A 25,450-nucleotide genomic window follows, 5' to 3' on the forward strand; every position below is an offset into this window, starting at 1 on the left:
TGTGATCTCGCTAAAAAACGGGATCACATTAATTTTCTTTTTTAAGCTTATTACTTCATTATGCCTTTTGGTTCAAAACCTAAACAAGGTATCCATTTAATTAGTATGGATTTCCTAATTGATTTCTAAATCAGTTTGCACGCTTTTTTTTCCTTGAACTATTGTAACTTTATAGTTCCCAACAGGCAGGTAATACTTTCCGTTTTTCTTCTTAGAAATCTCCTCATCCGGATATTCTTTCATTAAGATTTTTCTTCCTTTTTCAGAAACTGTAAGATCATAGGATACATAATTAAATCCTTTATTCGTCTGCTTAGATAATTCCTGTACTACTTTTCCATCCTCTGTAGCGACTGTAATCGTACTAGTAGTAACTATGCTAGTATAGTAAGCAATCATAGTAGAAGGCTCTGTAGAGGGAATCCAGGAACTCCAGCTATCTCCCCATTTTGGAGAATATTCTATAGAATCCACAGGGAAAATATATAAAGTAGAAGCGCTTACTTCTTCAGTAAATTGTTGTAACGGCTCGATATTTGTTTTATAAATACTTCTACCATGTGTACCCAGCAATAGATCATTTGTTTCTTGTTGTATAACTAAATCATGAACTGCTACATTAGGCAATCCTTTAGAAAAAACTTGCCAGTTTTCTCCTCTGTCCAGCGATACATATGCACCATTATCAGTTCCTATATATAATACATTTTCATTATTAGGATCTTCCTTAATTACATTCACAGCTGATACTGGTAAATTTTGTCCAATATTTTTCCAGGTTTGACCATAATCATCACTGCTATATACATAAGGTGTAAAATCATCCCATCGATATCCATTAAGTGTTACATACACCCGCTCCTTCTTATGTGTGGATGCTATTACTCTCGAAACCCATAAATCTTTAGGAAAACTACCTGAAATTAATCTCCAGTCTACTCCAGAATTTAAGGTGACATAAACTAATCCATCATCGCTTCCTGTATAGATCAACCCAAATTGAAAAACAGATTCTGAAATGGAGGTCAATGTGCCATATGCTACATTTCCTTTTTTACCACCACCAGTAAGATCTTTAGAAATAGAGGTCCAGTCATCTCCTTGATTCATAGATCTCATTAGTTTATTACCTCCCATATATATGATATCCTGATTATGTGATGATAATAGAATAGGGGTCTGCCAATTGAAACGATAGGGTAATTCTCCTAATTCATGTTTGGGTTGGATATAGGTCTGCTCTTCTGTCTCACGATTCAATCTAAAATAATTACCAAATTGAAATCCTGTATATACAATATTAACGTTACGATTGTCAATCTCAACCTGCATACCATCACCTCCCATAATCTGTTGCCAGGGATAGTGTCCGGTCTGATGCCATTTTGAATCTTCTTTGGCATCTATGGATCCTACCCAGACTCCATTGTCCTGTAAACCGCCATATACATTATACGGTTCCTCATGATCTACATTAATAGCATAAAATTGACCCACATTAGGTTGATTAGCTTTTAGCCAATTGCTGCCATCATCATAACTTATATTAACACCGCCATCATTACCGTTAATTAAATGATGAGGGTTCTGCGGATTGATCCACAACGCATGATGATCTGCATGTACATTTTCTGAACTTATACTTACAAATGATTTCCCGCCATCCTTAGACTTTAAAATAGGTACACCAGAAATATAAATATGATCTTTATTCTCTGGACTTACCTGTATTTGTCCAAAATAATATCCGTAACTATAAAAAATATCATTTAGATATTCCTTGTGTGTCTTTTCCCAAGTCACGCCTCCGTTATCGCTCCTATACACCTCAGCACCTATTACCGGAGTGTCAAAAAGTTGAGAGTTGGCATTTTCAAGATATTTTGCAAGATCAATTGGTTTTACAGCACCACTATGAACCATTTGTTTTACATTTTCAGCCCGATACTTCTCCTGAAATCCATTCGTTTTTAAATATTGATTAAGCTTTTTATCATCTAATTCAATAAATGTTTCTACAGACATGGTTTTAAAATCTTCTTTTGTCAATTGGCCTTGCGGTTTATCCATTTTATCAGCATCTCTTCTAAACTGATTATCCAATATAGCATATATAGTATCTTCGTTATAAGCTGCTAATCCAATCCTTCCAACACCTGTTCCAATAGGAAAGCCACTTGTCTCTGTTGAAATTTTCTTCCAGGTATTGCCACCATCAGTACTTTTATAGATTCCTGATCCTGATCCATTACCTTTAAAATTCCAGGCTTTTCGATCTTTATCCCAAGCTGATGCATACTGAATATTAAAATTTCCGGGAACAGATACTACATCGATTATTCCTGTTTGCGCATCAATAAATAAGGTTTTCTTCCAGGTTTTTCCACCATCGACTGTTTTATATACTCCTCTTTCCTCATTAGAAGAATATAAATGTCCGGTTACTCCAATAACCACTTCATCAGGGCGCTCAGGATTAATTAAAATACGACCTACATGATGCCCGTCAATAAGACCTGCATTTTCCCAATTTTTACCAAAATCTGTAGATTTAAGGATGCCTACACCAGCATACGAGGATCGCGAAGCATTATTTTCTCCTGTACCTACCCAGATAGTTCCATGCTGCCAATCTACAGCAATATCTCCAGTATTAATGGTCTCAGCAGTATCCAGAATGGGCTCAAAAGTTGTTCCATTATTTACAGTGTGCCAAACTCCTCCGGATGCATAAGCCACATAAAACTCTGTTGTATTTTCTGGATTTACTTCTACATCCACCACACGACCACTCATTACAGAAGGTCCTATATTCTCAAAAGGAATAGTACGCACCAGAGAAGAAATTTCCATTTGTTTTTTTTGTAATAGTGCTTTCTGTACCTCATCAGCAGGAGTAGCTACTTGCTGAGAAAAAATTGGCATGGATAGAAAAATGAAGACTATTGATGCGATATGTGTATGCATTATAAGCGTTTTAATTTTGTTCATTTAGTACACCTTAGGATATGGCACGATACGATAGATATTTTAATAATCGTATATATCGTTAATTTAAATGAAAATAGATAATGCCTATATCGTGTCAAAACTTTTAGACATTGTTTAACAAAACATCTCTTCTGCTTTAGTATTTTTGGTAGTCTATACAGATCTAACAAACAGGATATGAAATACCACCAAATAGATAATAATCTTTTTATAAAAAACCGTAAAAATTTTATCGCTAACATGAAACCAAGTAGCATTGCCGTTTTTAATAGCAATGATATCTACCCGATAAGTGCAGATAGTACCATGCCATTTGAACAACATAGGGACATTTTCTATTTAAGTGGTGTAGATCAGGAAGAAAGTGTGTTGGTATTATTTCCGGATGCACCCAATGAAAAGCATAGAGAGATTTTATTTTTAAAAGAGACCAGTGAATTAATTGCTGTTTGGGAAGGTGAGAAACTAACAAAAGATAGCGCGTTTACAACTTCTGGAATTAAAACGGTCTACTGGTTACAAGATCTGGAAAAGATCTTCTTTGAGCTCATGACGCAATGTGATATTGTATACATTAATACTAATGAGCATTACAGATCGAGTGTAGTTACAGAAACTCGTGAAGATCGTTTCACAAAATGGCTAAAAACAACATACCCTGCACATTCAGTGGCAAAAAGTAATCCTATATTACAGCGATTACGGTCAGTAAAAGATCCTATAGAAATCGAATTGATGCAAAAAGCTTGTAACATTACAGAAAAAGGATTTAGAAGACTACTTGGGTTTATCAGACCCGGAGTATGGGAATATAATATCGAAGCAGAACTACTTCATGAATTTATTAATAACAGGTCTAAAGGTTTTGCCTATACACCTATCATTGCCAGCGGTACTAATGCTAACGTTTTGCACTATATAGAAAACAATCAACAATGCAAAGAAGGAGAACTTATACTGATGGATGTTGCCGCAGAATACGCAAATTATTCTAGTGATCTAACCAGAACAGTACCTGTATCCGGGAGCTATTCTAAACGTCAACGTGCTGTCTATGATGCTGTATTACAAATAAAGAATGAAGCCACAAAAATGCTGATTCCAGGAACTATCTGGGGTGAGTATCATAAAGAAGTTGGTAAACTGATGACTTCTGAGTTATTAGCACTTGGGTTACTGGATAAAGCAGATATACAAAATGAAAGCCCGGATTGGCCTGCTTATAAAAAATATTTTATGCATGGAACCTCTCACCATATAGGATTAGATACGCACGATTATGGAATCTTAACTGAACCTATGCAAGCGAATATGGTTTTTACTGTAGAACCTGGAATTTATATCCCTGATGAGGGATTTGGAATCAGAATTGAGGATGATGTTGTAATTCAGGAAAAGGGAGCACCTTTTAATTTAATGGGCACGATCCCTATAGAAGCCGAGGAAATTGAAGAATTAATGAATCAATGATAACTTAGGTCTATCGTTAAAAATTCTCAAAACCAATAGGAAAAGTCAGAACTTACGTAATCATCAATGGGTTACACTACTTCATAACTTTTTAAAACAAAAACTTCATCCATAAATTAGCAAAGTTTTTTAATTGCATAAAAAATAATTCATAGTATTCCTGCGTTGACTATTAAATTAAAGTAGGATCATGCGACGAATGAAAATTACGGCAGGACATCAACAAGCGATGCCCTATCTTATCGTAAAAGATGCAGAAGAATTTATTGAGTTTGTTAAAAAAATATTTCACGGTCAGGAAATGATCCGTAGCCTGGATGCTCATAAAAAAATTCAGCATTCAGAAATTGTGATTGGTGATAGCACCATTATGGTTACAGAAGCATCCAGAACATATCCGGCACAACCTAGCTCTATGTACGTGTATGTCAAAGATACTGATCAAACCTATTTTAATGCTATAGATGCCGGCTCTAAACCCCTTATGAAACCTATAGAGGAAGATTATGGAGCTCGTGGAGCAGGTTTTAAGGATCCTTTTGGAAACACCTGGTGGATCACTACACTTAATTAGTTACAGCCTAAATCACTCTGAGATGTGGGATCGTTATTAGGAAAACAGTTGCCAGAACTAATAGTTTCTGGTACATACCTCGATAATGCTGGATCTCTTAGACTGTAAGCGATAAATGAAGTTAAGTTTTCTATTTCTTCATCTGTTAAATCAATCGTTCCAAATTGTTCTGCCAAATTCTCTAAAGGAACTTCTGTGTTCTGCGGAGTACCCTCATTCTTATAAACTATCACATCTTTGATAGAAGTAAAAGTAGCACCATGACCATAAAAACTATTATCGATCAAATTATAAAGGGTAGGTGTTTTGAACTTGTAATCATCTGCCTGATTTGATGTAAAACCACCCCTACCTTTTTTAACTGCATCAAAATCAACATCCGATAGAATCATCGCTTTATCTGAATTGTCAAAATCGCCCATACCAAAAGCGTGGAATTTTTTGTCTTTTAACGCTGGTCCTGTATGGCACTCATAACATTTACCATTACTAAAAAAAGTAATTGCACCTTCTTTTTCAGCCGTGCTCAATGCTTGAGTTTCTCCTTTTAACCATGATTGCCACGGAGATTTATTAGCTAGTAATGTTCTTTCATATGCAGCTATTGCCAGCGCTCCGTTCTGTTTAGTATACCTGTCATTTTCTTCGATTTCTGGAAATGCAGCATCAAAAAGGTTTTTATATCCGTTTGTAAGTACAAAATCTCTATCAATAAGTAATCGATGTGCTTTTTGTCCCACAATACCTTGTACTTCTAATCCTTGAAATCCTAAAAAATTTTCTTGAATCTCTGTCCAACTTGCCTCTGTACCAGCGTTTGTTCCAGTGCCACCCAGCTGACCATTCCAAAGCATCACATCCTGATACGCCACATTAAGTAATGTAGGTACGCGTATTGGTTGTACATCTACAGAATCTCTGGGTACTGCTGTATTCACAAATCTACCTTCTCCTTCACTTCCAAAACCTACTCCACACTCTCCAATTCCTTGTCTTAATCCTGAACTAAATCCTGCTTTAGGATGATGACAAGATGCACAAGAATAGGTGCCTTTCATCTCCTCTATTTTAGGGTTTCCTCCTGTCGCTGTTTCGTGTAGAAGTAACTTTCCTAATGCTACTTTTTCTTTTGTGATAGGATTTAAAGGATCTTGTGGGATATTTATAAAATCATCGCTCTCAGGCAATACAAAAAAAGAAGTACCTTTTCCATCAGAAACCTCATCTAATACATCTAATAACTCACTATCTAAATCTGATTCTATTGGAATATACTCATCATTTGCACAAGATATTAATAGTAAAAAAACTGTTCCCAGAGTAATTTTTTTTCTCATACATACTTTTTTAAAAATAAAGCTTTATTGTTAACAACTCTTAATGAAGTGTTAAAAATACAAACTTACTAAAAAAAGTAATATGTAAAATGAGTTTACTGAATTTTAAAACCATTTTAATTCAGCTCACTATAAACTAAAAATTCTGTATTTAATTTGTGTTTACTTATGATCCAAAAACTCAATTTGTTAAAGTTTGATAAAACGATCAACTCCCAGATCAGATGTTACAAGATATATTCCGGGTGAAAGTGTTGTAATATCTATTGTCAAGTTTTCCTGAATAGCCTTGACTTCTTTCACAACCATTCCAGCAAGAGAAATAATTTTAATAGTCGATTGTTGATGTTGTTTTATATGCAACTGATTTTCTTTTACAGGATTAGCAAGTACCTGCAAATAACTACCTGACTCATCATACTGAAGCTCATAAATCCCTAAAGTACCTGCACAATCTGTATCATCTAATTGATAAATAGCTTCACGATTATTAGTTCCATACTGATCAATTTTAAAAAACACGATACGATCCACATTATATTGTTTTGATCGGCCTGACATCACAAAGGTATAAGTTTCTCCAGCTTTAAAATCATAGATCGGAATCCTTTTATTAGTCTCACCGCCAAGATCAAGATTAAATGAAGTACCCCATGAGTCAGTATTACCACCAAATAACTTAGTGTCTTTCTGTAAATCTTCTAATCTGGCATCATCTTGATGATTGTCACCTGCATCAGGACTCTCACCATAATCCCCGTCTACCCGAACATAAGAATCATTACTTTTATCAGAGGTATCTCCCTCAGAAATTCTCTTTCTTGATCTTATAATTAATCGATATAGTCCTCCTTGATTAATTTTAAATGTATAAGCTAATGGGGATTTAGGACTACCATTACTTGTAGTATTGCCTGTAAATTCTAAATGACCCGAACCTTTGTAATCCTCCACATCAGTTTTCAAAACCCATAAATCGTAATCAGATTTAGTATCTTCTGCTTCCATAATAACCAAACCATCTACCTCATTGTATTCTGTTGAACAATCAGTTTGTCCGTAAATTACAACAGCAGGGATAAAGGTACATAGCAATTTTAGTAGTGTTTTTGTCGTCATATTAAGTTATCGTAGTTAGTGTGTAAAAAACAATAACGCAAAAAAATAACTTTCCTTATTTGGAAATCAATTATTTAGATGTTAAAAATAGTAGCTTTCTTTTTTAACCAAATAAAAATATTCAGTAACCATAGTGTTAAAAATGCTGGTAGTAGCCAAGCTAAACTATGTGTTCCTAATGGCAATGCATTTAAGATAGGGGTCACGAATTCTTTCATCCCTATAGATGCTAAAAAATCTGGTAAACTAAAAACAATAGTCATTATTACTACAGCTCTAAAAACAAAAGAAGATGTATATTTTTCTGGAAGTACGTTTAAAAAAATCAGCACAATCGTTATTGGGTAAATAAACATTAATGCGGGTACTGCCACCACTATAATATCGTTTACATCTAGTTGTCCCATACCAATTCCTAGTATACATCCAATAATAGCAGTTATAGTATAAGCTTTTGATGATTGATGGCATACTCCTTTAACAAAATCGGCAGTTCCTGTTACAATACCTACCGCTGTAGTAAAACAAGCTAATGATACTAAAACACTTAAAAAAATAGTCCCTATACTTCCTAATGTTTTGATGCTTAACCCTGATAACAGGTTAGTTCTGGTTATACCTTGCTCAAAATCGGCATTAAACAATGCTCCATTCATTATCAATCCTGCATATACAATAAAAAGACCTGTCCCAGCGATGATCCCAGCCTTGCGAATCAGATTTCTGGTTTCTTCAAAACTCTTTTTTCCTTTAAGCTGTAATGAAATAATCACCACACCCCCTACAACCACTGATCCAATAGCGTCAAATGTTTGATATCCCTCTAACAGTCCATTTATAACCGGTGTTTTATATAGTGATTCATTCATTGGTGGATGTATGGAAAAAATTCCTATAAGAATAATACTTAGAATTACTAGAAAAATGATGGGCGTTAAAAACTTTCCTAAAACAGAAAGAATTTTAGACCTGTTAAGTGCAAAGATCAATACCAGTATAAAATAAACACTGCTTGTTATTAAAGTATGTACCTCATAAAAAGGAGCTATTGCCATTTCATATGTTACAGAGGCTGTTCTAGGAGAAGGTAAAGCAATAGAAATAATATATACGATGGAGCAATAGATAAGACTAAAACCAAAGGAAACTTTTTTACCAAAATCTAACATAGTTCCTTGTAACCTTGCATGTGCAAAAATCCCAAGCAATGGTAAAACAACCGCAGAAATTACAAAACCTACAGTTACCCAAGGCCAAGTATTACCAGCCTCTAATCCTAAATGGGGTGGAAGAATTAGGTTTCCCGCTCCAAAAAACAGAGAAAACAAAGCAAATCCTGTAATAAATGTTTCTTTATTAAATCGCATTTAGTTAGGTTTATCTCGCTAAAATAGAAATTTAGAAATGACATTAGGATATAAAGGAATTAAAATTAATTATGACACCGAAGGAAATGGCACTCCATTAGTTTTCTTACACGGTTTTTTAGAAAATTCTACTATGTGGGATATGATTACTCCTCATTTTTTACCAACTTATCAATGTATTACGATTGATTTATTAGGGCATGGAAAAACAGATTGTAAAGGATATATCCATAACATGGAAGACATGGCCAATGCTGTAAAAGCTGTATTAGATATATTAACAGATCAAAAAATTACCATTATTGGACATTCTATGGGGGGATATGTCGGGTTGGCATACCTGGATTTATTTCCAGAAATGGTTTCAGGACTTTTATTGCTTAATAGTACTTCCTTACCAGACAGTGACGAAAGAAAAAAAAATAGAGATCGTGCGATACAAATTGTAAAGAAAAATCCGGATGCATACACCAGTATGGCAATTGCTAATCTTTTTGCGGCAAAAAACCGTGCAGCTTTTAGTAAAGAAATCGATGCTATAAAAATTAGAGCTTCAAAAACTACACTGCAAGGAATCATCGCTGCGTTAGAAGGAATGAAAATAAGAAAGGATCGCTCAGAGGTATTTAAAAACTTTAACGGTTCCAAAGCAATTTTTGCAGGAAAAGAAGATCCAGTTTTACTCTATCAGCAGCGTATACTGGAAGCTAAAAAATATAATATCAATTTAGTTTCTTTTGGAGGAGGTCATATGACCTATCTTGAGAATAAGGATCAATTTTTGAGATCACTGCAAGATTTTTTAAAATAAATAACTACTTATAGCATACAAATCAAATAAATTCTTAAAATGATTTTAATTAATGCAGAAAAAATATGTCAATGTACTTTACTACGACCCATATAATTTTCTTATATTATTCATATCAAAATTCCCTAATATGAAGCTTATAAATAAATTTATTAACAAATATTTTATCGACAGATTATACCGATAAAGTGCTTTTTTTTAAGCTGAAGCGTAAAAAAATGGGTTAAAAAAGAAAAAAAAGAGGTTTTTTTAAAATTTTTTCTTACAAAATATTGTTAATAACTAAAAAAACAGTATTATTGTACTGATAATGAACTTTTAACCCCCTACATTATGAAGCATTCTACCCCTAATTCGAGCTTTTCGATTGCTAAAATCTACTGTTCTATCTTTGGACATAACTATATAATGTCTAAACAAGTTACCCATCATATCAAAGAGTACACATGTTCACACTGCCGTGAGCAGGCAACTACAAACAGTAGAGGACGTCTGGAGGTAATGACTCCTAAACTTAAAGAAATTAATGATGCGCTAGCTTCAGTACACGCCAAAAAAGCAGCTAGAAATACAAACAAGGTTCCTTTTCAGGCAGCATCTTAATAATTATTCTTGTATCGGATTCCATCCCTGAGCCTGTAATTCAATCTTCTCATTAGCTCTTGTTACTAGTCCCATACCACTACTCTCGTTAGTCATATGACCAACAATACTTAGATTTGGATTTGCTTTAATCTTAGGAAAATCATCCTGTTTTATAGTAAACAGCAACTCATAATCTTCTCCACCATTTAGTGCCACTGTTGTACTATTTAGTTTAAATTCTTCACAAACAGCAATTACAGAAGGATCTAACGGAATTTTATCCTCATATAAATTCACACCAACATTAGATTTTTTACAAAGATGAATCACTTCAGAAGATAAACCATCACTAATATCAATCATACTGGTAGGTGTTACTTCTAAAGCTTTGAGAAGACCCTGAATATCTTTTCTGGCTTCTGGCTTTAACTGACGTTCAATTAAATAAGAATACATATCTAAATCGGGTTGCGAATTAGGATTTGCTAAAAATACCTGTTTCTCTCTTTCTAAAATTTGAAGTCCAAGATATGCAGCACCCAGATCACCAGTAACAACTAATAAATCTGATTCTCCCGCACCGTTACGATATACTAGATTTTCTTCATCTGCATATCCTAGTGCTGTAATACTAATCATTAACCCTGTGGTCGAAGAAGTAGTATCGCCTCCTACTACGTCTATATTATATACCTTTGCAGCAGCTTGTATTCCAGCATACAGCTCCTCTAATGCTTCCAATGGAAATCTATTAGAAATAGCAATCGATACTGTAACTTGCGTAGCAGTAGCATTCATGGCATATACATCAGACAGATTTACCACTACTGCTTTATATCCTAAATGTTTTAATGGAACATAAGATAGATCAAAATGAACACCTTCTATCAATAGATCTGTAGTTAATACGCATTTTTTATCTTTAAAATCCAATACGGCTGCATCATCACCTATACCAAAAACCGTAGATTCCTGAACAATATTAAATTTCTTAGTTAAATGATCTATAAGTCCAAATTCTCCTAACTCAGATAAGGACGTTCTTGTAGTATTTTTATCTTCAATCATAAATGCAAAGGTAGGGAACGTTCTCATTTTGATTTATAAAACATATCAAAAAAATAAAATAAGGAGACTTTCTTCATTTAGTTATTTTATATTTATAGAAGAAAATAAAATTAATGAAAAATAAAATACATCTTTATATACAAAAGTCCGGAACATTTTTACTTTTATTCATTATGATAGCTACAGTTATTAAATGTAGTAAAGATGATGACTCAGAGGATTCATCATCAGCTAATAGATGTATTAATGAAATTGCGGGAGGAATATTTCCTTGTAATAATTTTGATCTCCTTGCCACCATATCTCTTACTGATATGGGTGCCACGTCAGGCAATGATAGTTGGGGATGGACAGATCCTTCTGATGGTAGTGAATATGCTATCATTGGTCTTAATAACGGTACGGGTTTTATTGATATTTCGATTCCTGAGAGCCCTGTGTATCTGGGTAAGTTACCTACTGCGACTGCTAGCAGCTCCTGGCGTGATATTAAAGTGTATCAAAACCATGCTTTTATAGTCAGTGAAGCCTCTGGTCATGGAATGCAAGTTTTTGATTTAACCCGATTACGTACAATTGTTGATGCACCTCAAAGCTTTACTGCAGATACCTGGTACACAGGTTTTGGTAGTGCTCATAATATTGTGATTAATGAAACCACAGGTTTTGCATATGTAGTTGGTACCTCCAGATCAGAAACATATCAGGGAGGTCCATTATTTATAAATATACAGGACCCTAAGAATCCTATAAATGCAGAAGGTTTTCTTGCTGATGGTAATCAAGCATATAGTCACGATGCACAAGTAGTAAGTTATAATGGTCCGGACAGTGATTATACCAATAGAGAAATTTTAATCAGCAGTAATGAAATTGAAGTTGTAATTGCTGATATAACGGATAAAAGTAATCCTGTTACCATAGCTACCATTGGCTACACTAATATTGGATATACACATCAAGGTTGGTTTACAGAAGACCAGCGGTATTTTCTTCTGGGAGATGAGTTAGATGAACAGTCTATAGGTTTTAATTCCAGGACTATCATTTTTGATTTAGAAGATTTAGATAATCCTCTTTTTCATATGGAATACAATGGAACAACCCCGGCTATTGATCATAATGGATATGTAAAAGGAAATACTTTTTATCTGGCAAACTACAGAGCAGGTATAAGAGCTATTGATATCTCTGATATTGCAAATAAAAACGTAAAAGAAATTGGATTTTTTGACACATTCCCTTCTGATGATAATGCTGAATTTAATGGTGCATGGAACGTCTATCCCTTTTTTGAAAGTGGAAATATCGTAATTAGTGATATCAATGCCGGGTTCATTTTGGTAAAAAAAAGTGAATAATGCATCTTTTTCTTGCTGACTAACAAATAAGTACAAAAGGATTTCCTAAATTGCATAACTCAAACAAACTCAACAAATGAAAAAAAACTCACACTTATTCTATTATCACTCTACTTTATTCTAAAGTCTAAGGACTACTTATAAAAATTAAATGATAACTAATTTTCTGCTGAAGTAACTACACCCTAGTTTTAGAAACAGGCTACCTAATAACTTAAAACTATTTAACCACAAGTTTTAAATCATAGGTTGTTTATTCATTTTATAATATAAAATACTATGAGCTAAAACCTAAAAAAACACAAACTCTTAAAAACTCAAACTCAATGAAAAATTTAATTTACACACTTCTATCCGTATGCACGGTAGTTTTTTCCTTTGCACAAACTTCGCCTTGTGTCAATGGTTTAGCAGGATCTTACCCTTGCAATGATTATGACCTAATGTCTTCCATATCACTTTCTCAGATGAGTGCTAGTGATGGTAACGATAGTTGGGGATGGACTGATAGCTTAACAGGAAAAGAATATGCTATTATTGGTTTAAATAATGGAACTGCATTTATAGATATTTCAGACCCTGTAAATCCTATATATCTGGGTAAAGTACCAACTGCAACTGGTAATAGCCTGTGGAGAGATATAAAAGTTTATAACAATCATGCGTTTATTGTTAGTGAGGCATCAAACCATGGGATGCAGGTTTTTGATCTTACCAGATTGAGAAATGTACCAAGTCCTCCAGCGACTTTTAATGCAGATACCACCTATACAGAATTTGGTAACGCTCATAATATTGTCATTAATGAAGACTCTGGCTATGCATATGTAGTAGGAGCACAAAGAAATTCTGGTCCCTATAGTGGAGGTCCTTTATTTATTAATATTCAGGATCCTAAAAACCCTGTCAATGCCGGTGGACTTTTATCTAGTGGTCAACGTGCATATACGCATGATGCACAAGTTGTAACCTATACCGGGCCTGATAGTGATTATACTGGTAGAGAAATCCTAATCGGCAGTAATGAAATAGAAGTTGTAATTGCTGATATAACGGATAAAAGTAATCCAGTAACTATAGCAACCATTCAATATTCTGATATTGGATATACGCATCAAGGATGGTTCACAGAAAATCAACGATATTTCATCTTAGGGGATGAAACAGATGAGCAAGGTGTAGGATTCAATACCAGAACTATTATTTTTGATTTTCAGGATTTAGACAACCCAATACAACATATGATCTACAATGGACCCACTGCTGCCATTGATCATAATGGATATGTAAAAGGTGATTTATTTTATCTGGCTAACTATCGTGCAGGGATGAGAGTAATAGATATTTCTGACATAGCTAATAAAAATATGACAGAAGTAGGTTTCTTTGACACTTACGCTTCTAGTAATAGTGCCTCTTTTAATGGTGTGTGGAATGTCTATCCTTATTTTACAAGCGGAAACATTGTTATTAGTGATATAGAACAAGGTTTTTTGCTACTTCGAAAAAGTAGTCCCGCTGTATGTGACCCTACTACTCCAACTGCAGTTACTACTGCTACTATAGGAGGAAATCAAGCAAGTATAAACTGGGATACTGTTACCAATGCAACCTATCAGATTAGATCAAGACCTACTGGCACATCTTCCTGGACAACTAATACCGCTACAACAAACACATACACAATCACCGGGTTAACAGCTACTACAACATATGAAGTGCAGGTAAGGAGTATTTGTGCTGATGGCAGCACATCTGGATATAGTAGTACTATCACCTTTACTACCACAGATATTCAATTAAATTATTGTGATGCTAACGGACAAATCACAACAGACGAATTTATAAGTAATGTAACCACAGGAACAATTAATAATACCTCAGGAGCTTCCAGTGGTGGTTATGGGGATTTTACTGCTTTTACCACTGATTTTATTATAAATAACACATATCCAATAGCAATTACCACTACGTGGACAGGTACAACCTATAGTGAAGGATATGCCGTTTGGATCGATTTTAATCAAGATGGTGATTTCTCTGATGCGAATGAACAAGTATTGACACAAAATGCTACTCAAGCCAGCCCGGTTAATGGAAGTATTAGTATTCCAGTCGGAGCTGTTGCTGGAAACACAAGAATGCGTATTGCTATGAAATATAATGGCGTTCCCACCTCTTGTGAATCATTTCAATATGGAGAAGTAGAAGACTATACCGTCAATATACTTACAGATGGAGGTGGCCCAGGAAATGAAACGTCTTGTACTGCTGAGATTCTATCATATCCGTATGCTCAAGAATTTGAAAATACCTTAGGTTCCTGGCAACAATCTGAAGAAGACGATCTTGATTGGTCAATAAATTCTGGTGGGACTCCATCAAACAATACTGGACCCACTAATGCAAATCAAGGAACATATTATCTATATGTAGAAGCTTCAGGAAACAATACAGGCTATCCTAGTAAACAAGCAATTATTACCTCTCCCTGTTTTGACTTGAGTACACTGTCAACAGCTACTTTTTCTTTTGAATATCATATGTATGGTGCTATAGATATGGGTACCATTGCCTTAGAAGTAAGTACAGATGATGGAACTTCCTGGATAAGTATCTGGAATGAAACAGGTAATAAAGGGAATTCCTGGAACACTGTATCCGTTGACCTGTCAGCTTATACCGGACAAACAATACAGCTTAGGTTCAACAGAATTACAGGAGGTACCTGGCAAGCAGATATTGCAATTGACACATTAACGTTAACTACAGGAAGTGCTAAAAGCACCTCTATAGTCAAAACTAACGAACTCATATTATCTATATATCCTAACCCTGCAGAAACAACAATACAAGTATCATTAAATACTAAAGATTTCTCTGGATATGAGATCAAAAATTATATAGGGCAACTAATAGATAAAGGAGATGTTACCAATACTATAGATATTTCTGATTTAACATCTGGAATCTATTTTTTTCAGGTTGTTTCAAAAGATCAAATTCTTTCCACACGATTTGTTAAAAAATAAAATATTGATTTAACAATTATTAAATTGAGGTATTTATTTGATGAAAATGATAAAAATTAAAGACATTTCTTCGTAACACTCTTTTAAATCAATTACAATCAATTAGTGAATCTTAAAAAAACTTATCAAATTTAAAGAAAATGACTACTAAAAAAGTAATATCATATGTCTCGGCACTCTTTATTGCACTCATCCTTTTGATGAGTTGTAATGATGACGAAGGCGAAGCTATTATACCCGATGATGAGTTTAATGGCGAAATTGACTGGATTACTACGTATGGAGGAAGTAATGAAGATAGTGCATTATCCATCGTAGAAACTTTGGATGGAGGATATGCTATAGCAGGATATACCTTTAGTTTAGATGGTGATATTACAGACAAAACTGCAACGGATAGTGATTATTGGTTACTTAAATTAAATCCTGATGGCACCTTACAATGGAGTAAAACCTATGGCGGAACCAATGATGATCGTGCCACAAAATTGATTCAAGCAACAGATGGCGGTTTTGTAATGGTGGGATATAGTAGAAGTAATGATGAAGATGCAAGTTTAAACGCAGGACTTCAGGATTACTGGGTGATTAAGGTAAATACCAATGGAGAAATCATTTGGGAAAAAAGTTTTGGTTTTGGTGGTATTGATCAGGCATTTTCAATTATACAAACAACAGATGGTGGTTATTTTATAACCGGTTTTCTAGATGTAACCGCTAGTGATGGTGGTGGTAATGATGACAAGAGTTTTGGCACAAAACATGGGGTTGGTGAATTTTGGGGTATTAAATTAGACGCCGATGGAAATCAGGAGTGGAGACGATATTTTGGAGGTACTAATAACGATCGAAGCTATGATGTTGTTCAAACAGAAGATCAAGGTTTTATATTAATAGGTTCTTCTGAGAGTGTCGATTTTGATATTACCAATAGCAAAGGAAGTTATGATTTCTGGGTTCTAAAAATCAATACACAGGGCACTCTTGTATGGCAAAAATCATTTGGAGGTTCTGAAATTGATGTTGGCTACACTATTGGAGCAACGGGCGACGGAAAATACATTATTGTAGGAGATGCCAGAAGTACTGATGGTGATATCACTAGTCCTAAAGGAAATGCAGATTTATGGATGATACAAATTGATGGAAATGGTAATTTACTATGGCAAAAATCCATAGGTGGTACAGAATTCGATACCGGTAGAGGTATCCATAAAATGAATAATGGTAATTTTATCATTACAGGAAATACCAGAAGTACTGATATGGATATCACGGATAATAAAGGCCAGGCAGATCTTTGGAATATTATGATCAACACAAATGGTGACATGATATGGAATACTACTGCTGGAGGTAGCAAAGATGATTTTGGCTTTAGTTGTATAGAAACTATGGATCAAAAAATAGTGGTTGTAGGAAGCTCAGAAAGTAATGACGCTGATATTCTTACTAATAGAGGATCAAAAGATATATTAATTATAAAATACAAATAAAAACATGAAAAAATTCACATTATTTACACTTATAATTGGCTTTTTCTCAATCATATCTTGTGGAGATGATGATAAAAATACAGAAGCTACATTTGGAACCGTTGAGCTTAATTTTACCAATACTATTGATAATGCTCCTATTGAATTAAATAATACCTCTTATATTAATGGAAGTGCTGAGAGTTATACGATTTCAGAATTAAAATATATTGTTAGTAACATCGTATTGATCAGTGACGACGGATCTGAATTTGTATATCCGGTAGCTGAAAGTTACTTTGTAGTGAATGAAGAAATAGAAACAAGCAAAAAAATAACATTGACCGATGTTCCATCTGGTACCTATACTAAAATCCAATATGGTATCGGGGTGGATCAATCTAATTATCCATTAAATGATGTAAATGATTTTATTCCCACTGCAGATGAAAATGGAATGCTTTGGTCTTGGTCAGCGGGATATAAGTTTCTCAAATTCGAAGGAACCTATACCCCAGAAGGAGGAAGCCCTGCAGATTTTATTATTCACGTAGGAAGTCACGGTGCTACATTGGACAACTATAAAGAGCTTACACTCAACCTATCTGATGCATTGCAAATAAAAGAAACCTCCTCATCAGAAATCATGATCAATGCTGACGTTGCTAAAATTTTTGACAGTGCTAATACACATTCTCTTACTGTAAAAAGTGATATTCAGGTAGATCCTGTGAATGCTCCAAAAATAGCTGAAAACGTGCAGACAATGTTTACTATTAGTAATGTATCAAACTAAAAATATATTGAGAATACTATTATACATATACCTCTTTATTTTCATTACTGCCTGTAGTTCTGAAAATAAAGAGTATGTAAGTATCCCAGAAAATCCACTATTAGAATTTACAGTTCCTGCTAATTTTCCCGAACCTAGTTATAATATTAGCCTTAATCCTCCCACAAAAAAAGGGTTTGAATTAGGCAAAAAACTATTTTATGATGGTAAGCTTTCCTCTGATGGAGTAATTTCCTGTGGATTTTGCCATTTACAGGATTTTGCATTTACACACCATACGCATATTGTTAGTCATGGTGTAGATGGTGCATTAGGCACCAGAAATGCACAACCACTGCACAATCTTGCCTTTATGAACGAGTTTACCTGGGATGGAGCGGCTAGTCATTTAGATCTACAACCTATCATACCTATTACTGCCGCCGTAGAAATGAATGAGACTTTTGCCAGTGTCATTACAAAATTAGAAGAGACACCTGAATATGTGGAATTATTTGCAGCAGCTTTTGATAATCAACAAATCAGTACTGATAATATCCTTAAAGCATTATCTCAATTTACCATCATGATGATTTCAGCTAACTCCAAATATGATAAAATTGAAAGAAATGAAGGTACGGTTTTTACAGATGATGAAGCTGCAGGATTAGAATTATTTACAGCAAAATGTGCTTCTTGTCATAGCGGAACATTGTTTACAGATCAGTCTTACCGTAACAACGGTTTATCCATCGATCCTCAATACAACGATGTAGGTAGAAACCGAGTAACAGGACTTGCATCTGATCTATATAAATTCAAAGTTCCTTCCTTACGAAACATAGAACTTACTTTTCCGTACATGCACGACGGTAGATTAAAAACATTAGAAGATGTACTAAATCATTACAATACAGGAATAGTAGATTCAGAAACCTTAGATCCCATTTTTAAGAACGCCACTTCAACTATTGGAATATCCTTATCCGAAATCGAAAAACAGCAAATCATAGCATTTTTAAAAACACTTACAGATGATACCTTTCTTAATGATAGTCGTTTTTCTGAATTCTAAAAATATCCAGAAGGGTAAATACTATCGTATTTTCAAGTTTTAGTACCTATATCGTTAAAAACCAATTTTTGAGTCAGTATTAAGAGTAAATAAATTATAATCTGCCTTAGTATAGCTTTTGTCTATTAGTATATATGTTAGATAAATGTTAGGTTTTGCGTATAAAACCTACTTATGTAGTATATTTGCAATCAATTTAGAATTTATCTATTTTATAAAGTATGATTAAAGTATCCGATATAGCTAAAAAGAAGGTTGTAGAGATGATGAACGATGATGGATATAATGCTGCTACAGACTACATTCGTGTAGGTGTAAAAAGCGGTGGATGTTCTGGTTTATCATATGACCTTAAATTTGATAAAAATCAGGAAGAAGACGATAAGGTTTTTGAAGATAATGGTGTAAAAATCATTGTGGATAAAAAGAGTTTTTTATATCTTATTGGCACCACCCTAGAATATTCTGGAGGACTCAATGGAACTGGTTTTGTATTTAATAATCCCAACGCAAACAGAACCTGTGGTTGTGGAGAAAGTTTTTCCCTTTAACAATTAAAAAACAGGTCTTATTATAATAAGTAAGACTCTGTAAAAAAGTTCAGGAACAAATAGATGGCATATACTGAAGACGACTTAAAGAAAGAATTAGAAACCAAAGAATACGAATACGGATTTTATACCGATATAGAATCTGATACGTTTCCTGTAGGTCTTAATGAAGACATCGTTCGCGCAATTTCTATTAAAAAAGAAGAGCCAGAATGGATGATTGAATGGAGGCTTGAAGCTTTTCGTATTTGGGAACAGATGGAAGAGCCGGAATGGGCGAATGTACACTATGAAAAACCTAATTTTCAAGACATTTCATATTATTCTGCACCTAATAAAAAACCAAAATACAATAGTATTGATGAGGTAGATCCTGAATTACTGGATACTTTTAAAAGACTTGGTATTTCTTTAGATGAACAAAAAAAATTAGCAGGAGTAGCTGTGGATATCGTTATGGATTCGGTCTCTGTAGCCACTACTTTTAAAGATACATTAGCAGAAAAAGGAATTATATTTTGTTCTATATCAGAAGCAATCCGAGAGCATCCGGAATTGGTTAAAAAATATATGGGTTCTGTAGTACCTCAAAAAGATAATTTTTATGCAGCATTAAACTCTGCGGTCTTTAGTGATGGTTCTTTCTGTTATATCCCAAAAGGTGTTCGATGCCCGATGGAATTATCTACCTATTTTAGAATCAACCAAGCCGGAACAGGCCAATTCGAGCGTACACTCGTCATTGCTGATGAAGGCAGTTATGTAAGCTATCTGGAAGGTTGTACAGCTCCATCCAGAGATGAAAATCAACTACACGCAGCTGTGGTAGAATTAATAGCATTGGATGATGCAGAAATAAAATACTCTACCGTACAAAACTGGTATCCTGGCAATGCAGAAGGAAAAGGAGGCGTTTTCAATTTTGTTACTAAACGAGGGTTATGTGAGAAAAACGCTAAAATTTCTTGGACACAGGTAGAAACAGGATCTGCAGTAACCTGGAAATATCCTTCTTGTATTCTTAAAGGAGACCATTCGGTTGGAGAGTTTTACTCTATTGCCGTTACTAATAATTTTCAGCAAGCAGACACAGGAACAAAAATGATCCACCTTGGTAAAAACACCAAAAGTACCATCATTTCTAAAGGAATCTCTGCTGGAAAATCACAAAATAGCTATCGTGGACTCGTACAGATAAATAGCAGAGCAACCAATGCACGTAATTTTTCTCAATGTGATTCTTTACTCATGGGCAATGAATGTGGCGCTCACACGTTTCCATATATTGAAGCAAAAAACAAAACTGCTCAGATAGAACATGAGGCAACTACGAGCAAAATTGGAGAAGATCAGATTTTTTACTGTAATCAACGAGGTATTGATACAGAAAAAGCCATTGCTTTAATCGTAAATGGTTTTAGTAAAGAAGTTCTGAATAAACTTCCCATGGAATTTGCCGTAGAAGCTCAAAAACTTTTAGAAATATCTCTGGAAGGTTCTGTAGGGTAAATGTATAACTAACAAAATCACATTAATGAAAAAATCAATCATCCTCCTTTTCGTAAGCTTACTTATCTTTTCGTGTAAAAAAGATACTTCTAAAGAATCAGATAAAGAACCTACATTAATTAGAGGTGAATTTATATTAATCGATGGAGCAGGTGTTATTAAAGGTGCGGATTTTATTTATGGTGTTATCATAGATGATATGGCTAAACAACTAGATGCAAAAGTAAAGCCACTACAGCGAGAAGAATATGATATGGTACCAGTAGTCATAAATGGTATTATACAAAAAAATGCTGATGAAGGATGGCCGGAAGTAGTTAAAATCACTGAAATTATTGGTGTTACTGAACCTACCTCTGAGCTTCCCACAAAAATAAAAACTTCTGAAGGTTCTACAGAACAGAATGAAGCTAGTGAAGGTCACGATCACCAAGGTCATGGTCATGAAGGTCACAGTCACTAAATCAATTAGTTAACAATAGAAAGATACAACACAAAATGTTAGAGATAAAGGATTTACACGCTAGTATAGAAGACAAAGAAATTCTAAAAGGTCTTACACTAAATGTAAAAGCTGGTGAGGTACACGCGATAATGGGACCTAATGGTGCCGGTAAAAGTACATTAGCCAATATTGTTGCTGGTAAAGAGGAATATGAAGTAACAAAAGGTACCATCATCTTAGAAGGAGAAGATATCGAGGAATTAGCTGCAGAAGAACGTGCTCATAAAGGTGTTTTTCTTTCTTTTCAGTATCCGGTAGAAATTCCCGGGGTTACGGTTACTAATTTTATGAAAACCGCTATTAACGAAACCAGAAAAGCACAAGGGCTTGAAGAAATGCCTGCTAAGGATATGCTTAAAAAAATACGTGAGAAGTCTGAATTGTTAGATATTGATCGCAAGTTTTTATCGCGTTCCTTAAATCAAGGATTCTCTGGAGGTGAAAAAAAACGTAATGAAATCTTCCAGATGGCTATGATGGAACCTAAACTGGCGATTCTTGATGAAACAGATTCTGGATTGGATATCGATGCATTGCGTATTGTAGCAAACGGTGTAAATAAACTTAAAAGTGAAGACAATGCAGTAATTGTTATTACTCATTATCAGCGTCTTCTCGATTATATAGTTCCTGATTTTGTCCACGTTTTATACGATGGTAAAATCGTAAAATCAGGAACCAAAGAATTAGCATTAGAATTAGAAGAAAAAGGATACGATTGGATTAAAGAAGAGATCAACGCATAAAAGTTGTTGGTAAAGTTGATAGTTCTAAGTTATTAGATCTTAAAATCTTTTAAACCAACAACAGACAACAAGCAACAATACAAATGGATTTGAAAGAAAAATTAGTATCTTCCTTTTTAGCTTTTGAAAATACTGTGGATGTAGAAGATACTATTCATGATATAAGAAGTCAGGCAATAAAGAATTTTGAAGAAAAAGGATTTCCTACAAAAAAAGAGGAGGCCTGGAAATATACATCGCTTAATGCAATCTTAAAACATGATTACAGTGTTTTTCCAAAAGAAGAAAATGCATTAGAGTTCAAAGATGTAAAGAGGTACTTTATTTATGATCTTGACACTTATAAGATAGTATTTATTGATGGACAGTATTCATCTCATTTATCAGAGACTACTCATGATAAAATAGATGTGTGTTTAATGTCATCTGCACTTACACACGATAAATACAGACCTATAATTGACAACTATTTTAATAAAATTGCTCCACAGGATGGTCTCACATCATTAAATACTGCTTTTTCTAAAGAAGGTGCCTACATTAGGATTCCTAAAAACAAGCTAGCAGACAAACCTATCCAGATTATACACCTTTCTACAGGCAAAGAATCTTCTCAATTATTGCAACCACGTAACCTGATTGTAGTGGAAGAGAATTCTCACGTGCAGATTATAGAGCGCCATCAGAGTTTAACTGATAATCCAACATTAACAAACTCAGTAACTGAAATTTTTGTTGATAAAAGAGCTATTGTAGATTATTATAAAATCCAGAATGATAATGAGCATGCATCATTAGTTGATAATACATTTATCGAACAACAAGCACATAGTATCGCGTCTGTACATACATTTGCTTTTGGAGGAAACGTAACAAGAAACAATCTGAACTTTATTCAAAAAGGAGAAGGTATTGACTCTATACTTAATGGTGTTACCATTTTAGAAGGAAAACAACATGTAGATCATAATACCCTGGTGCACCATACAGAACCTAATTGTGAAAGTCATCAAGATTATAAAGGTATTTTTGATGAAAGAGCAACTGGTGTGTTTAATGGAAAAATTATTGTTAATAAAGAAGCACAGAAAACTAATGCTTTTCAATCTAACAATAACATCTTATTAAGTGATAAAGCAACTATTAACTCTAAACCTCAGCTGGAGATTTTTGCTGACGACGTCAAGTGTTCTCATGGATGTACCATTGGACAACTAGATGATCAGGCATTATTCTATATGCAATCAAGAGGAATTGGAGAAAAAGAAGCCAGAGCTCTTTTAATGTATGCTTTTGCGAATAATGTTTTAGAAAGTGTAAAAATCCCGCAACTAAAACAACGAATTAATAAATTGATCGCAGCAAAACTTGGTGTGAATATTGGATTTGATTTGTAAAAATAAATCCCATTAAAATTTTATAAAAAACCTCTTCATATATTTGTCGAGGTTTTTTTATTATGCAAAAACGGAAAACAAACATATATCATATCATTCTCCTTCTCATATATGCCTTTTTCTGTATACTCATGTTTCAGATTACACTGCAGTATTTTCCTATTGATTTTGATGTAGCATTTTTACGGATCAAGCAGCAATATATTGTCTTTACTCATTATAAAATAGCCTTTTATATCCATGTGACTTTTTCAGTATTTTCACTTTTCGCCGGATTTACTCAATTTTCAAAAAAGATAAGAACTCAGTATACGAGTACCCATAGAATAATAGGTTGGATTTATTTAATTTCTGTATTAGGTTTTGCTGCTCCATCGGGTCTGATCATAGGGTATTATGCTAATGGAGGTTTTTGGTCTCAGCTCGCGTTTTGCTTATTAGCAATAGGTTGGTTTTGGTTTAGCTTACAAGCGCTGTTAGCCGTCAAGCAAAAAAACTATAAAAAACATCAAATTTTTATGATCAGAAGTTTTGCATTGACCTTATCCGCCATTACATTAAGAATATGGAAATATCTACTTGTTGTGGCTTTTCAGCCCAGACCTATGGATGTATATCAGATCGTAGCATGGTTGGGTTGGGTGCTTAACCTTATTGTAGCTGAGCTCATCATTTTAAAATATCTTAAAAATAAAAGTTAAGGATGTTGTTTAAAAATAACTGAAGTAATTAAAGTATCTTAGTAGATAAAATATAATTCTATATCAATGAAAAATATAATCGTTCTTCTCTTTTGCGCACTACTGGTTTGTTGTAAAAAAGAAGTTAAAACCGAACCCATTGCTGCTACACCAGTTGAAACTAAGGATGAAGTTAACGAGGTAATCACTGAAACCAAGGTTGAAGAAACCATTGATCAGACAAACATGTTGGGCTATTACGTGGGTCTATTTATCGCAGAAGATTATGGTGATATTTATGAAAAAAAAGGTTCTTTCTCTAATAAAATAAATATTGCTATAGATAGAGTTACACAAGACTCCTTGTATGGTCACTCTGTGGTTGCAGGTAATAGCAGACCTTTTAAAGGAATCTTCAATTCAGAATCATTACATGCCAAGGTATCAGAACCTGGTGATGACAAATATGACGGTGTTTTTGAATTTACTATACTGCCAGAAGATAAAAAATTAACAGGTGTATGGATTGCTAATAATACTAATTTAGCGGTACCGAGAAGGAAGTATGAATTAAATAAAAAAGCATACAAATATGATACGACACTAAATCTTTCTCCTGAATATGATTTTAATATTCCATTATCTAATACGCAGTTTGGTGAATCATTAGAATTAGAATCAGTAGACCCTGAAAAAATTTCGAAATTAAATGCTTCAGCGCAACAGTTGACCAATCAGGATGTAGAAAATTTAAATAAAGGCGAACTGGAAATTATACGAAATATGATTTACGCGAGACACGGCTATTCGTTTAAAAATCGAAAAATGAGGTATTTCTTTGATTCAGAAATTGACTGGTATGTTCCGATTTCTACAGATATCCGAAGTAAACTAACTGCAACTGAAAAGAAAAACATTGATTTAATCAAACGCTATGAAGAACACGCAGAGCGGTACTATGACTATTTTGGGAGGTAACATAAATACCACTATCTTGACATAAAATGGATTAGAATCAGGAT

21 protein-coding genes are annotated in these 25,450 nt (G+C 34.1%); 16 read left to right on the top strand and 5 right to left on the bottom strand.

Annotated features, from left to right (window positions below; all coding sequences use genetic code 11):
• Positions 1-114: 114 nt before the first annotated feature.
• Complete coding sequence (locus ABD816_RS02825) at positions 115-2,967, bottom strand: beta propeller repeat protein (RefSeq protein ID WP_344924560.1); 2,853 nt, start codon at positions 2,965-2,967, stop codon at positions 115-117.
• A gap of 201 nt (positions 2,968-3,168) precedes the next feature.
• Between ABD816_RS02825 and ABD816_RS02830 the strand changes: the two genes are divergently transcribed.
• A complete protein-coding gene (locus ABD816_RS02830) occupies positions 3,169-4,461 on the top strand; it encodes an aminopeptidase P N-terminal domain-containing protein (RefSeq protein WP_344924562.1) in 1,293 nt (430 codons plus the stop codon).
• Positions 4,462-4,651: 190 nt separating this feature from the next.
• On the top strand, positions 4,652-5,035 hold the full coding sequence (locus ABD816_RS02835) for a VOC family protein (RefSeq protein ID WP_344924563.1): 384 nt from the start codon (positions 4,652-4,654) through the stop codon (positions 5,033-5,035).
• On the opposite strand, the gene ABD816_RS02840 is transcribed toward ABD816_RS02835, so the two are convergent.
• From ABD816_RS02840 to brnQ, 3 genes are all read right to left on the bottom strand, one after another.
• On the bottom strand, positions 5,032-6,372 hold the full coding sequence (locus ABD816_RS02840) for a cytochrome-c peroxidase (RefSeq protein WP_344924565.1): 1,341 nt from the start codon (positions 6,370-6,372) through the stop codon (positions 5,032-5,034). The two genes, ABD816_RS02835 and ABD816_RS02840, sit on opposite strands and share 4 nt — an antisense overlap.
• Before the next feature lie 189 nt (positions 6,373-6,561).
• Positions 6,562-7,491 carry a T9SS type A sorting domain-containing protein gene (locus ABD816_RS02845; RefSeq protein ID WP_344924567.1) on the bottom strand — a complete coding sequence of 310 codons (930 nt, stop codon included), beginning with the start codon at positions 7,489-7,491 and terminating at the stop codon, positions 6,562-6,564.
• Positions 7,492-7,565: 74 nt separating this feature from the next.
• The gene (brnQ, locus tag ABD816_RS02850) at positions 7,566-8,858 is read right to left on the bottom strand and encodes a branched-chain amino acid transport system II carrier protein (RefSeq protein WP_344924570.1); all 1,293 of its coding nucleotides are present in this window, start codon (positions 8,856-8,858) and stop codon (positions 7,566-7,568) included.
• A 37-nt stretch (positions 8,859-8,895) separates the two neighbouring features.
• On the opposite strand from brnQ, the gene ABD816_RS02855 reads away from it, so the two are divergent.
• Together ABD816_RS02855 and ABD816_RS02860 are read left to right on the top strand one after the other, a co-directional pair.
• On the top strand, positions 8,896-9,669 hold the full coding sequence (locus ABD816_RS02855) for an alpha/beta fold hydrolase (RefSeq protein WP_344924571.1): 774 nt from the start codon (positions 8,896-8,898) through the stop codon (positions 9,667-9,669).
• Positions 9,670-10,002: 333 nt separating this feature from the next.
• A complete protein-coding gene (locus ABD816_RS02860; protein WP_344924574.1) occupies positions 10,003-10,272 on the top strand; it encodes a hypothetical protein in 270 nt (89 codons plus the stop codon).
• Positions 10,273-10,275: 3 nt separating this feature from the next.
• Here the strand turns inward: ABD816_RS02860 and thiL are convergent, their stop codons facing one another.
• Complete coding sequence (gene thiL, locus ABD816_RS02865; RefSeq protein ID WP_344925220.1) at positions 10,276-11,322, bottom strand: thiamine-phosphate kinase; 1,047 nt, start codon at positions 11,320-11,322, stop codon at positions 10,276-10,278.
• A gap of 113 nt (positions 11,323-11,435) precedes the next feature.
• Between thiL and ABD816_RS02870 the strand changes: the two genes are divergently transcribed.
• The 12 genes from ABD816_RS02870 (at position 11,436) to ABD816_RS02925 (ending at position 25,406) form a co-directional block, all read left to right on the top strand.
• Positions 11,436-12,683 (top strand): choice-of-anchor B family protein, encoded by a 1,248-nt coding sequence (locus tag ABD816_RS02870; protein WP_344924575.1) that lies wholly within the window; start codon positions 11,436-11,438, stop codon positions 12,681-12,683.
• Between the two features lie 326 nt (positions 12,684-13,009).
• Complete coding sequence (locus ABD816_RS02875) at positions 13,010-15,715, top strand: choice-of-anchor B family protein (protein WP_344924576.1); 2,706 nt, start codon at positions 13,010-13,012, stop codon at positions 15,713-15,715.
• Positions 15,716-15,855: 140 nt separating this feature from the next.
• On the top strand, positions 15,856-17,211 hold the full coding sequence (locus tag ABD816_RS02880; RefSeq protein ID WP_344924578.1) for a hypothetical protein: 1,356 nt from the start codon (positions 15,856-15,858) through the stop codon (positions 17,209-17,211).
• A 4-nt stretch (positions 17,212-17,215) separates the two neighbouring features.
• Positions 17,216-17,986, top strand: a complete 771-nt coding sequence (locus tag ABD816_RS02885; RefSeq protein ID WP_344924580.1) for an MbnP family protein — start codon at positions 17,216-17,218, stop codon at positions 17,984-17,986.
• A gap of 7 nt (positions 17,987-17,993) precedes the next feature.
• A complete protein-coding gene (locus ABD816_RS02890; RefSeq protein WP_344924582.1) occupies positions 17,994-19,040 on the top strand; it encodes a cytochrome-c peroxidase in 1,047 nt (348 codons plus the stop codon).
• 221 nt (positions 19,041-19,261) lie between these two features.
• Positions 19,262-19,591: a HesB/IscA family protein gene (locus ABD816_RS02895; protein WP_344924583.1), complete on the top strand. Its 330-nt coding sequence runs from the start codon at positions 19,262-19,264 to the stop codon at positions 19,589-19,591.
• 63 nt (positions 19,592-19,654) lie between these two features.
• A complete protein-coding gene (sufB, locus tag ABD816_RS02900; protein WP_344924584.1) occupies positions 19,655-21,100 on the top strand; it encodes a Fe-S cluster assembly protein SufB in 1,446 nt (481 codons plus the stop codon).
• Between the two features lie 25 nt (positions 21,101-21,125).
• Positions 21,126-21,563, top strand: a complete 438-nt coding sequence (locus tag ABD816_RS02905) for a hypothetical protein (RefSeq protein WP_344924586.1) — start codon at positions 21,126-21,128, stop codon at positions 21,561-21,563.
• 35 nt (positions 21,564-21,598) lie between these two features.
• Complete coding sequence (sufC, locus tag ABD816_RS02910; protein WP_344924588.1) at positions 21,599-22,351, top strand: Fe-S cluster assembly ATPase SufC; 753 nt, start codon at positions 21,599-21,601, stop codon at positions 22,349-22,351.
• A gap of 83 nt (positions 22,352-22,434) precedes the next feature.
• Complete coding sequence (gene sufD, locus ABD816_RS02915; protein WP_344924590.1) at positions 22,435-23,748, top strand: Fe-S cluster assembly protein SufD; 1,314 nt, start codon at positions 22,435-22,437, stop codon at positions 23,746-23,748.
• 131 nt (positions 23,749-23,879) lie between these two features.
• Positions 23,880-24,449: a DUF2306 domain-containing protein gene (locus ABD816_RS02920; protein ID WP_344924592.1), complete on the top strand. Its 570-nt coding sequence runs from the start codon at positions 23,880-23,882 to the stop codon at positions 24,447-24,449.
• A 66-nt stretch (positions 24,450-24,515) separates the two neighbouring features.
• Entirely contained in the window at positions 24,516-25,406 is an 891-nt protein-coding gene (locus ABD816_RS02925; RefSeq protein ID WP_344924593.1) for a YARHG domain-containing protein, read from the top strand.
• Positions 25,407-25,450: the final 44 nt, after the last annotated feature.

It is taken from the genome of Aquimarina addita (assembly GCF_039539305.1).
In the GTDB taxonomy this organism is placed as follows: domain Bacteria; phylum Bacteroidota; class Bacteroidia; order Flavobacteriales; family Flavobacteriaceae; genus Aquimarina; species Aquimarina addita.